Source organism: Pseudophaeobacter sp. TrK17 (assembly GCF_042192375.1).
Lineage (GTDB): Bacteria > Pseudomonadota > Alphaproteobacteria > Rhodobacterales > Rhodobacteraceae > Pseudophaeobacter.
On sequence record NZ_CP071705.1, the window covers coordinates 21109 to 33655 of the forward strand.

7 protein-coding genes and 2 pseudogenes are annotated in these 12547 nt (G+C 54.2%); 8 read left to right on the forward strand and 1 reads right to left on the reverse strand.

Features of this window, described 5'->3' with window-relative positions; translation table 11 throughout:
* Positions 1-37: 37 nt before the first annotated feature.
* Positions 38-430, forward strand: a pseudogene (locus JZI28_RS23935) (integrase core domain-containing protein); the annotation flags it as partial.
* Between the two features lie 65 nt (positions 431-495).
* Here the strand turns inward: JZI28_RS23935 and JZI28_RS23940 are convergent.
* A complete protein-coding gene (locus JZI28_RS23940; RefSeq protein WP_375698074.1) occupies positions 496-1911 on the reverse strand; it encodes an IS66 family transposase in 1416 nt (471 codons plus the stop codon).
* 257 nt (positions 1912-2168) lie between these two features.
* Between JZI28_RS23940 and JZI28_RS23945 the strand changes: the two genes are divergently transcribed.
* From JZI28_RS23945 to JZI28_RS23975, 7 genes and pseudogenes are all read left to right on the forward strand, one after another.
* Positions 2169-2423, forward strand: coding sequence for a type II toxin-antitoxin system Phd/YefM family antitoxin (locus JZI28_RS23945; protein WP_375700314.1), 255 nt, complete (start codon positions 2169-2171; stop codon positions 2421-2423).
* On the forward strand, positions 2423-2848 hold the full coding sequence (locus tag JZI28_RS23950) for a type II toxin-antitoxin system VapC family toxin (protein WP_375700313.1): 426 nt from the start codon (positions 2423-2425) through the stop codon (positions 2846-2848). The genes JZI28_RS23945 and JZI28_RS23950 overlap by 1 nt, the downstream gene beginning before the upstream one ends.
* Before the next feature lie 517 nt (positions 2849-3365).
* A pseudogene (locus JZI28_RS23955) lies at positions 3366-4331 on the forward strand (IS481 family transposase); the annotation flags it as partial.
* Positions 4332-4393: 62 nt separating this feature from the next.
* Positions 4394-5125 carry a hypothetical protein gene (locus JZI28_RS23960; RefSeq protein ID WP_375700312.1) on the forward strand — a complete coding sequence of 244 codons (732 nt, stop codon included), beginning with the start codon at positions 4394-4396 and terminating at the stop codon, positions 5123-5125.
* A gap of 15 nt (positions 5126-5140) precedes the next feature.
* Positions 5141-6073, forward strand: coding sequence for a CsgG/HfaB family protein (locus JZI28_RS23965; protein WP_375700311.1), 933 nt, complete (start codon positions 5141-5143; stop codon positions 6071-6073).
* A gap of 77 nt (positions 6074-6150) precedes the next feature.
* Complete coding sequence (locus JZI28_RS23970) at positions 6151-7122, forward strand: IS481 family transposase (RefSeq protein ID WP_375700310.1); 972 nt, start codon at positions 6151-6153, stop codon at positions 7120-7122.
* Between the two features lie 35 nt (positions 7123-7157).
* Complete coding sequence (locus JZI28_RS23975) at positions 7158-12482, forward strand: beta strand repeat-containing protein (RefSeq protein ID WP_375700309.1); 5325 nt, start codon at positions 7158-7160, stop codon at positions 12480-12482.
* Positions 12483-12547 lie beyond the last annotated feature (65 nt).

Consider the following 12547-nt stretch of genomic DNA (forward strand, 5'->3'; position numbering starts at 1 on the left):
GACGACTTTTGCGCCGCCCGCCCCGGCAAAATACCGGCGCTACCGTGGCCTAATTTGCAACCGCCCTATACAGTTCACGGACCGCTTGTTCGGAATGCGTAAGCGCTCTGCGACAGGGAAGCACGAGTTTGACAAGCTTTGCGCCGAGCTGGGCATCGAGCATCGCCTGACCCCACCGAAGTCGCCGCAAACCAATGGTATGGTCGAACGGTTCAACGGACGCATCGAGGATGTCTTGCAAGGCCACCATTTCAAATCAGGCGAAGATCTCGAACAGACCCTCGAGCGCTACGTATGGCTTTACAACCAACAGCTACCACAATCAGTCTTGGGCAGCAAAACGCCCTTGCAGGCCATGAAAGACTGGTACAAACTCAAACCAGAGCTGTTCAAGAAAATTCCTTACCAGCTTACGGGACGTGACACCTAATAAGTAATCAAACGTAACTCCCAAGTACTCCAGAGGATATCGGGTTTTGGGTTACTCTGGCGCCGTTAGAGCCGCGCGATGATCTGTTGTGGTGATAGGGTGAGTGTTTCGAGGATATTGCCCCCGTGTTTTCTGACCGTCGAGATGACGGATCTGATGTCAGCGAAGACCTGAGCACCCTCGAGAGTGCGGAAGGTTCCCGAAATTTTCATGCGCAACTTCATCATGCGCAGGTCCTGTTCGGCCTGATTGTTGGTGAAGGGCACTGTGAAGTCCGCAAGGAACCTCAGAACGTCATCGCGGTAGTCACGCAAGCGGACCAAGAGGTTGTGGCCTGGCCGTTTGGCTTCTCGGCCTCGCGCGCCAGGGAGTCTCACCAGCGGGGCTTGTCGCTCATGGAAGGCGAGGCCCTCGGTGAGGATTGCCATGTATTTGGTGATGATGCCCTGATAAACCGACGCCGAAAGTTCGGTCTCACCTCGGCCTTGAGCAGCACACTTGAGTTGATTGGCGCTGGTGAGCAGCGCGCTCATTGCACACGCCCACGGCTCCTTTTCGATCTCTTCGATAGCCTTGAGTTCGCGTAAATGATGCGCCCCGCACAGGGCGTGAGTATCCACCCCACTCATATGGGCGTAATAGGATTTCCAGTGGTCATGAACAATTGTCCCGCCGGTCAGAAAGGCTGGAACAGCACCGCGCTTGGCGCTTATGCGATAATGCGTGAAGGCGTGATCGCTGATTGAGTGCAGCCAGTGCAGCTTACCAGCGACACGAAGTCCGGTCTCATCCAGATGCCGAACGCCGCCTTCAGTGAGCCGGGCCAGAATGTGTTCGACGACGCCACCCAAGGTGCGCGCTGCGCCGTTCACCCAGTTGGTCACGCTGGCCGCGCACAGGCTGGTGGCACCGAACAAATCGCGCAGGAGTTGGCAGACCCGATCCTCGGGGATCAGCTGCTGAACATTGCAGTAGACCGCCGCCGCTCGAATGCGCTGACCGTATTGCACGTGTGCATTCACGCCATCGGGAAAGGCCGCGGTCGCCGTAGTGCGGCAATGGCCACAACAATAAATCGCTGCCTCATGCTCTGTGACCTCCAGGCGTGGTGGCGGCACGTCAAACACCTGACGTCTCTCAAACCCCTTGATCATCCCCGCCGTCAGGGCGCGCTGACACCCGCCGCACTGCGCAGTTTCATGTCGCTCCACAAAGTCGGGCGTTGCTGTCTGGCGTAATGTGTCGCCCCGGTGGCCAGCTTGGCCACCACTTTTCTTACCGGACTTACCACGCAGGCTACGCGGTGCCGGCTTCTTCAACCCATCACTCGAAGGCGGCTTGCTACTATTACTGCTGTTCTTGGCCAACTGCCTACGCAAATCCGCATTCTCTTGCGCCATACGCGCCAATGAGGCTTCCAACTCGGCGATCCTGCGTAGAGCCGTGGCGAGGAAGTGTTCAAGGGTAGAAACTTGGTCCATTTCACCACTGGTTCAGAGAAATCGGCGCAGCGCCACGAAATTCAGACCACAACAGAAAATTCATGCGCCAAATAGCCAGCGGGACCCACATCAAAACTGACAAAAACCCGTTGGCCCCTGGGGTGCTTGGGAGTTACAAGATTTGAATGGTTTTTGCGCTTCATTTGCCTTCTGGATCTCGTCATTGAAGGGTTCAGGTTGACATTCCAACTTTTGTATTTACGTTTCTACATAAGGTACTTAGAAGGATGTGAGCCATGGGAATGACAACGATCAACAGCCGAACGTTCAACCAAGACGCAAGTGGCGCAAAGCGGGCTGCGCAGAAAGGACCTGTGTTCATCACGGACCGGGGCAAACCTGCGCATGTGTTGCTCAGCATAGAAGCCTACAGACGGCTTACGGGACGCCAAGAAAGTATCCTTGATTTGCTCGCCGATCCAGAAGCGGCAGACGTAGCTTTTGAACCGGATCGCTTGGGTCGCCTCACACGTCCCGCTGATTTGTCCTGATGTTCATCCTCGATACGAATGTGGTGTCCGAGCTGCGCAAGGCAAAAGCAGGGAAGGCGGATGCCAATGTCGTTGCGTGGGCCGAGGATCAAGACCCGTCAGCGCTGTTTTTGTCAGCCATCACCCTCTTGGAACTTGAGATGGGCGTCCGGCAGATGGAGAGGCGTGATAGCACGCAGGGCGCCGTTTTGAGGTCTTGGATGGCTGATCGGGTGCTTCCAGTGTTCGAGGGGCGCATTTTGCCCGTGGACGGGCCTGTAGCGCTTTGCTGTGCGGCTTTGCATGTTCCTGACCCCCGCAGTGACCGAGACGCCCTTATCGCCGCGACAGGGATCACCCACGCCATGCCCATCGTCACACGCAATGTTGCGGACTTTGAGCCGACAGGTGTGCAGATCATCAACCCTTGGGAGCCGATGAAATGACAACAAGCATCCCGACAGCACCCACTTCAAGTCAAAGGAAGCTATCATCGAAGGCATCCAGCGCGGGCTTGCAGATATCAAAGCTGGCCGGACGGTCAGCAATGAGGACGCAATGGCATCCGTGCGAAAGATCATCGACGCTGCGGCGGGCGATGTTGTCCTCACACTCAATGCCCGTTGTGCTGTGATTTCGTTTTACTGTTTACGCCCAATTTGTGGGGAGCCGAAAGGAGTAGGTCCTGAAATGATGATGTGCCCGTATTGTGAGGGCGAGCGCCCCCACAACCCTGACAATTGCCCCAACTGCGGGGAAAGTCCGCCTCCACCTCCCCCCAAGGCAAAGCCAAAGCCAGAATTTGTCTTTCGCAGCACCCGAGGGCGACATGAACCGAAAGCCTGAGAAACCTTGCCCTGCTTGTGTCTAACTGTTCCGTCCCTGATGATCACATTGATCCTCGCCGATTGGCGCTTTTTATGGCACGCTCGCTGCTGAGGGAGATCCGAGACGGAGGCACAGATGCTTGTTCGACTGCATAGCGAGGCGACGACCACCCCGAAAATCCGCGCCGAGATCCAGGCCAGCAATGAGGCTGCATGGGTTCTGGCTGACCGACACGGGATTTCGGAGCAGACGGTGTATAAGTGGCGTCACCGTGACAGCGTGGAGGACAAAAGCCACACGCCACATCGCCTTCAGACAACCCTGACACCTGCGCAAGAGGCCGTGGCAGTATCTCTGCGCCAGACGCTGCTGCTTCCCCTGGATGATCTTCTGGCGGTGGTGCGGGAGTTTTTGAACCCAAATGTATCTCGCTCGGGGCTGGATCGTTGCTTGCGTCGGCACGGGGTGAGCAACCTGCGTGAGCTGAAGGGCAAGGCCCCCAAGCCCAAGCACAGCACCTTCAAGGCTTACGAGCCAGGCTATATCCACATCGACGTCAAATACCTGCCTCAGATGCAGGACGAGACCAAGCGTCGTTACCTCTTCGTCGCCATCGACCGTGCCACACGGTGGGTCTTCATCCGTATTTTCTCAGCAAAATCTGCAGCTAACGCCAGGCGCTTCCTCCGGGATCTGGAGCGCGCCTGTCCTCTCAAGATCCGCACAATCCTGACAGACAACGGTAAGGAGTTCACGGACCGCTTGTTCGGAATGCGTAAGCGCTCTGCGACAGGGAAGCACGAGTTTGACAAGCTTTGCGCCGAGCTGGGCATCGAGCATCGCCTGACCCCACCGAAGTCGCCGCAAACCAATGGTATGGTCGAACGGTTCAACGGACGCATCGAGGATGTCTTGCAAGGCCACCATTTCAAATCAGGCGAAGATCTCGAACAGACCCTCGAGCGCTACGTATGGCTTTACAACCAACAGCTACCACAATCAGTCTTGGGCAGCAAAACGCCCTTGCAGGCCATGAAAGACTGGTACAAACTCAAACCAGAGCCGTTCAAGAAAATTCCTTACCAGCTTACGGGACGTGACAGTTATGGCAAGATACAGATGTATGTTGAAGAAAAATCCTTCGTACATCATAGAATGAGATCATGGTACGAAGTTTCAAAGATCAGATTTTTATAAATCTGGTGCAAAAATATGAGGTTACAATGGGCAAACGAAATTTTATGAAGATATTAACTTCAACAGGCGTTGCTGTCGCGGTGATGACCTCTCCCACATTTGCCAATGGTCTGCTAGAAAACCGTCCATGGCAGTTCCAGACTACTACAGATAAAGCAAACAAATCAGCTGTTCTAGACCTTATCGAGAGAAAAAAAGGCGGTTATTATGATGGTTTTGGAACAGTCCAGAACATCGATGCGAGAACCTATATTGGAGCGCAGTTCAATTGTAGCAACAACGCCCAATCAACAGGTAACCTTGCTGACAACAGTCAGGCTGGGCCAAGCACGTCAGACAACAGCGCATCAAACATCTCATCAGACAGCACCGGCAACAGTGACACAACATCATCAAATGCAACGGGCAATGCAGCAGGGACCGGTACAGTCGGAGCCGACTTGGCAAGTATGACCGGATCCCAAGACAACTCTGGTACCATTGCTTCTGGCGTCGACGGCAGCTCAATCGGCGGCTCCGGTGCGGTTTTAAACGGATCAACCAATCAGGATCTGTCGAACAACCAAGACAACTCCGGCAATCAAGCGTCTGGCGTAGATGGCAGCACAGCTTGTAACACCACCACAGGAGATATTTCTGGTGGGAGTATAGTTGGTGGTTTTGCAACTGGGGCACTAAATGCACCTCCTGCACCATAAGTTGAGCCTGAATTAATGAAAATAGAAAAGCGCATAAAAATGTCTCATTATACAAAATTAATCACGGCGCTTACACTAGCGGCTGCAACAGCGGGTTGCGCAGTCCTTCCAGAGGATATGCGTCGGGAAGTTCTCAATGAAGGGGACGTTCCTCTCTTGTTGAGTTCCAGACCCACCCCAAACAACACGCCGCTTACGACAAAGTTGAGCTGTTATGGGGAACACCTTGCGGCAGCCAATAAGGGCCATATCGCAATCACTGTTGGCGACATCCGGGATTATACGGGTAAGCAGAACGATCAAGAAGGCTTCCTGGTCACTCAGGGCGGCGCCCTTATGGCATATACTGCATTGGGGCATCTGGTGCCTGGGATTTCTCTATATGAGCGATTTGATACTAAGATTGCTGATGCAGAGCTTGCTTACACCAGCAATCGCCAGCTAGGCGACGGGAAACTGCATGAAACGACGGATCCGCAGACGGGTGAAACCAGCGAGGTCCCATGGAAGCCGTATTACGGCGGCAGTATCTTGCAATCCGATTATTACATCGTGGGTGGTATCACTGAGTTGAATTTCAACATCCAATCAGGTGGCGCTGAACTGAATGTAAACAACATTGGCGGAAAAGGCCGCGTCTACACGATGAATGTAGGCATTGATATGCGGATCGTCGGCAGCCAGACACTGAAAGTGTACGATACGGTCTCCGTTCAGAAGCAAATCACTGGCTACGAAGTTGGGGCCGAGGTTTTCCGCTTCTTCAATAACGATCTCTGGGACGTATATGCTGGAGCTAAGAACCAAGAGCCACTGCAATTGGCAGTGCGCATGGCAATTGAGAGCGCCATTTTGGACCTGCTCCCGAGCGTCACGAATGTGACCCCAAACGATTGTCAACCTGCTGTACCCTTGGTCGTCAACGATGACTATGTGTTCCGTCCCTGATGATCACATTGATCCTCGCCGATTGGCGCTTTTTATGGCACGCTCGCTGCTGAGGGAGATCCGAGACGGAGGCACAGATGCTTGTTCGACTGCATAGCGAGGCGACGACCACCCCGAAAATCCGCGCCGAGATCCAGGCCAGCAATGAGGCTGCATGGGTTCTGGCTGACCGACACGGGATTTCGGAGCAGACGGTGTATAAGTGGCGTCACCGTGACAGCGTGGAGGACAAAAGCCACACGCCACATCGCCTTCAGACAACCCTGACACCTGCGCAAGAGGCCGTGGCAGTATCTCTGCGCCAGACGCTGCTGCTTCCCCTGGATGATCTTCTGGCGGTGGTGCGGGAGTTTTTGAACCCAAATGTATCTCGCTCGGGGCTGGATCGTTGCTTGCGTCGGCACGGGGTGAGCAACCTGCGTGAGCTGAAGGGCAAGGCCCCCAAGCCCAAGCACAGCACCTTCAAGGCTTACGAGCCAGGCTATATCCACATCGACGTCAAATACCTGCCTCAGATGCAGGACGAGACCAAGCGTCGTTACCTCTTCGTCGCCATCGACCGTGCCACACGGTGGGTCTTCATCCGTATTTTCTCAGCAAAATCTGCAGCTAACGCCAGGCGCTTCCTCCGGGATCTGGAGCGCGCCTGTCCTCTCAAGATCCGCACAATCCTGACAGACAACGGTAAGGAGTTCACGGACCGCTTGTTCGGAATGCGTAAGCGCTCTGCGACAGGGAAGCACGAGTTTGACAAGCTTTGCGCCGAGCTGGGCATCGAGCATCGCCTGACCCCACCGAAGTCGCCGCAAACCAATGGTATGGTCGAACGGTTCAACGGACGCATCGAGGATGTCTTGCAAGGCCACCATTTCAAATCAGGCGAAGATCTCGAACAGACCCTCGAGCGCTACGTATGGCTTTACAACCAACAGCTACCACAATCAGTCTTGGGCAGCAAAACGCCCTTGCAGGCCATGAAAGACTGGTACAAACTCAAACCAGAGCCGTTCAAGAAAATTCCTTACCAGCTTACGGGACGTGACAGGTAGTAATAAATGAAAATCGCCAACAAGGAAAAAATAGCATGAAATTCACATCAAAAAATTTACGTAATAGTACGGCGACAGCGGCCTTGTTGCTTGCCTTTGGGGCCTCTGGCGCTTTGGCGCAGGCGACCTCAGATACCAACATGGGTGCGAGCGAAACCATTGTAACATCAGCGACCTTTACAGCTGGAAACGTACAAGAGTTGACCGCAACGCCCTCTGCGACAACAAGCAACAACAATGTGAATATCAGCCTCACGGTTAGTGACGCCATTGCTGATGTCGTTACAGCAGCGGCACCGGCGACGAACAACCTGACCACTGCGTCCGCCACAGGGAACTCCTCGACAGCTGCTGCAGAATTGTTGTTCTCGCCAAGCACTGCAGGAGACACAGCGGCTGTTGGAACGCTTCAGTCAGTTGAGGCCGATGTTACTGCGCTCTCATCGTCTGATACGCATTCTATTGTTATTGAAAATACAGGCACTGGGATACGCACTCTGACGGGGACAAGCCTGTCCGATAATAATGATATCACAGCCGCAGCAACCGGCAACAACGCGACATCCACCATCACCGCGGCAAGTGGTCTTGACCTTGTGGAAGCAACAGCTGGACAAGCCAGCCTGGATATTGACTCCTCGTTGGTGGCAGCAGCCGATAATGATGTTGCTGGTGATCTGATCGTCAGCTCTTCGCAAGAAATCGATGGTGACCGGACGTTGGACGCTACCGTAGGCGGGGCTGCAACGACAACTCTTGTTGAAGGCCTCGATGGCGCGACAGTTACTGTATCCAACAGTGATCAAGCATCAACCACAATTGGCAATTCGGCCACAAGCAGCATTTCTTCCCTGGATACAACTGCAAGCATAACGGCTTCAACAGCCGTCAGCAATTTGCAGACAATCGTACCAACTGCCACTTCATCAATTTCTGCGACGACAACAAGCTCGACCATTGAAATCCAGAGCGGTGTTGACTCAAACGGTAATGCAACTGGAGACGTAACCAACACTACGATCTCTGTTGCAGGCAACGATCAGACTGCAGGTGCTACAGGCAGTGTAAGCACGCAATCGATCACATTAGATGCAAGCAGCATCACGGGTGAAGGTGCTGCTGCTGTCATTAGTGACGCAGATACCGCCGCAGATGGTAAGACACAGTTGTCAGCAGCTGGCGACTCCATCATCGGGAACGTACAGACAATTGATTCGGGTGTAACTGTTTCCGGTACAGTCTCGGGAAACAACATCGGTTCTGTTGTTGCTGGTCTTGATGATGGTACTGTTACAACCTCGACACTCGAAGTAACAGGCAACCGTCAGGCGGCAAGTGCCACGGGTGTTTCCACCAGCAACGCGCTGTCGCTTACCTCCGGCGCGACGATGAGTGCAGCAGGCGCCGTGGGCTCCGTGCAGGAAGTTGATGGGTCCGTCACTGCAGCAACCACTTCAAATAGCATCACCAATGCTATTAATATCACTGATAATCTTGATGATAGCAGCATGCGTACAACCGCAAATGCGGTTACGTCAGCTGCAACGGGTGCAAGTGCAACCAATTCACTTTCAACCACAAGTGCAACCAACAATCTAAGTGTTGTAACGAATGCTGGGACTGTACAAAACAGTGCTGCTGCGGGTGCGGCCGACCAATACTCGGTTACTGCAGGTCAGGCACTGACCAATGACCAGTCGATGGCATCTACGGCCGTTGTGTCTGCAGAAACGACAGCAAATCAGATACTGACCCAAGCAGGGCAGGATGCGAACGATTCCACTGTTATAACGGATAACAACAGGATGTCGGCGTCTGCTACGGCCAACTCAGCTGACAACGGCATCTTGCTTTCGTTCAACAATCTGGTTGGAACAGCTTCTGGTGCAGGCACTGGTGTTATTGCTGCCGCCGCGAACGAACAGACGCTTGCGGACAATGCAACCGTGACAGCACGTGTTGTTGGTACGGGCGGTGTTCCAATTCTCACCGCTTTTGATAGTGATGTATTCCGCTCAAGTGTTTCCACATCCGGAAACACCGTGTCTGCATCCGCCAGTGGCAACGTGACCAGCGGCAATAATGTTGTTGTGGATGCAACAAATATCACATCGGGCAGTGAGGCGGCGCCAAGTATTGTCGCAGCCACTGGCGCTCAAACGACAACAGGTTCTTTTGTTGCGGCCTCCACACAGCTTTCCGGAGCTGATATTTTGGCGAGCCAGAGAGACTCTGGGGGGACAACATCAAACACCATCAGAACGACTTTCGGAAATGACATTGAAGATAGCTCCACAGTTGTATCTGATGACAACGTGTTGAGTGCGGTTGCAACAGCGAACAGCGCCAATAACGCAGTTCAGTTGGGTGATGCGAATACTGCAACCGTTGCAGCTTCCGGCACGGTTGCAAACTATCAGGCCACCGCTGCTGCAGGATCTGTAACTGCAGAGATCGGCATCACAGGGTCCGATCCAGTTGCGGGGTTCACTTCTTTGAATGCTGCGACTGCTCCGTCTACCGCGTCCGATATCAACTATAATAGTGGTACCGGTGTCGTAACAATTGCCATCAATCCTGTAACAATTACGTTCGATCAAGCCCTGACAACAGAGGAAGCTACATCTCTGAACAACCTCGGTTGGACCGCAACTGCTGGAAGCACTACGGTTATTGCTCCTGTTGGAACATACAACATAACTGGCATCCTTACCTCTCTAACTTTGATTGACCCCACCGCTGGTGGTGGTGCCGATACTGACGAATCTTTCACAGTAGCAGGCTTTACAGGTTCTGGGTCGTCTGGTGTCGTCAACGGCGCTGGTGTGATTGTGTCGGTCTCCGGCGGAGACGGTATTACCGACTCGACCGTTTCTGTGTCTGGCAACACGGCAGTGGGCGAAGTGACGGGTAACGTTGCGACCAACGTAACCTCTGCAACGGCCACAACTGTGACCGGCTTGTCGGCAACGGCAACCAGCATCAATGCTGCGGATTTTGATGTTGCCCCCGCTAATGCCGATTTGGCGACAGCAAGCTTGCAGGATAGTGCCTCGGCCCTGTCATCTGATGTTGCTGCAACATTTGCGATCCTCAGCGATGGGGAGATCGATGTCGTTGCAGACTCAACGCAAACTGTGTCTGATAACCTTCAGCAATCCTATGCGACGGCAAACCGGGCGACAAACAGTGTCAACCTGACGGCAACCAATACGGACGCCGACACCGCACTTGAGAGCGCTCAGCGGTCGACGGCAACCGTATCAACAACATCCGATCTGGATGTTGTTGCAAATGCTGGCGGCACAACTTTCTCACTCGCGATGGAAGGCAACGTAAACCAGTCGGTTGCGAACGGGAACGTGGCGACGAATGCCACAACAGTGGATGTGACCAACGCGACAGCAACCGGAGCGGTGGATGCAACGATTGCTCTGACGACTCTCACGGCTGACGCGAACAACGCATTGGCTTCTCTGCAGTCGGTTTCCGCAAACGTCACAGCCTCGGCTACGACGGATGTCTACAACCAAGACGTCACACGCACTGGTGGAAACGAGATTATCAGTAGTGACGTCTCGCTCAGCAGCAACTCCACGATTGCACAGGCAACTGGCAACAATGGTACGCAAACACTGACCTTGGGTGATGCTGGAACGGCCAACATGGACCGCACTGGTGTTCTGGTGAACAACCAGGCTGTCACGAGTGCTGCGACAGTGTCGTCGACGGTTAATCAAGATGTCGATGTCACCCTCAGCAACACAGGTTCCATCCCGATCCAATCCAGCAGTGTGTCTCTTGATGGTAATCAGACCACAGCTCTGGCTCGGAGCAACGTGGCGAGCAATACGCTGACAGTTGATGGGAACAGCATTGATGCGGGTGCAGGCACGGATGCATCTTTCACTGATGGTGGCACTACAACTGCAGCCTATGTGCTTGGATCAACCCAGGATAACGATGCTGCAGTCGCAGCCACGACATCACAGTCCAGAGTGGCAGTTGATGTATCTGATACTGGCGCAACGAGCTCAGGTGGCGGCGTTCTGAACTCCACAGTGTCCTTGGCTGGCAATGTCTCTTCTGCAACGGCTCTCGCCAACTCTGTGGTGAACGCCGTGTCTGTTGGGGCGAATGCATCAAACGTGGATGCAGCGACAGAGCTGTTGAGTGAGCAGGACAACAGTGGTGCTGTCACGGCCACAGGTGGATCCGCGGTGGTCGTGGATGTCGATGTGACCGGTGGTGCCACGCCAACTGGGATCAATGGCAGCAGCGTTATGCTGTCCGGCAACGTCAGTGCGTCCAGCGCTACAGGTAACCAAGCGCAAAACTCTCTGACAACGTCTGGCGCTAACATCGTATCAGGAGCTGCTGGTACAAATGCCGCTGCTGACTCCTCTGGCGCGTTCACAACAGCAAGCGGCGGTAATCTGGTCTTAAACAGCCAGGATAACACTGGCGCCATCGACTCGACCAACACAGCCAACACCGTAACCATCTCTAGCGCTACAGTGGATGGAACAGTAGCGGGTTCCGGCGCGGCAGCATCAGGCAGCACGCTTGGTGTAACGGGCAATGTGACCGAAGCCCGTGCCTCGGCCAACCTGGCGACCAACTCCAGCATCACCATCGGTGGGGCCGGAACTGCATCGCTAGACTCAACGGCTCTGGTCATGAATTCCCAGACCAACGGTTCTGCAGGCACAGTTGACGCTTCAGCATCGACGAACACGACAGTGAGCCTGTCTGGTACAACCGACGCGACAGCTTTGAACACTGGCACTGCAATGGTAGAGGGCAACAGCACTCTTGCACTTGCGCGTGGTAACGTGGCGCAGAACACTGTGGTTGCGAATGGTGCAAATGTCACTGGAGGTGTAAGCCCAGCAGGCTTGAACTCCACCGCTGGCGTACTTGGTGGCGTGCTTAATGCTTCCTTCGGTGTCTTCAATGAACAGTCTCAGGCGGCTGCAATCAACGCGACATCAAGTGGTACAAACTACCAGGTTAATACGACCTCTGGTACACGTACACTCGGTACATTGGGTCTCGCTCTCAATGGAGCATCAGCAACCGTGTCTGGCAATTCGATCAATGCGTCAGCCTTCGGTAACGTTGCAACCAACAGCGTAACGCTCGCATCTCTGTCAACTGCGGCAAACGACTCCAGCGCAGCAGTCTTTAATGCACAGTCTAACAGTGGTGCAATCACGTCGCTGGCGACGGGTGCCACAATCGGTTCCTTCTCGACTGGCGGCGTCGTGAGCGCATCGGTTGGTGTGTCTAACAACAGCATCTCCGCGAGCTCTATCGGTAACTTTGCATCCAGCACTGTCACACGCACAGACCGCTAAAAACGGTCAAAAGACAAAGGCCCCCGTCTATCGGGGGCCTTTTTTGTTCTGCAGAACCAAATCAC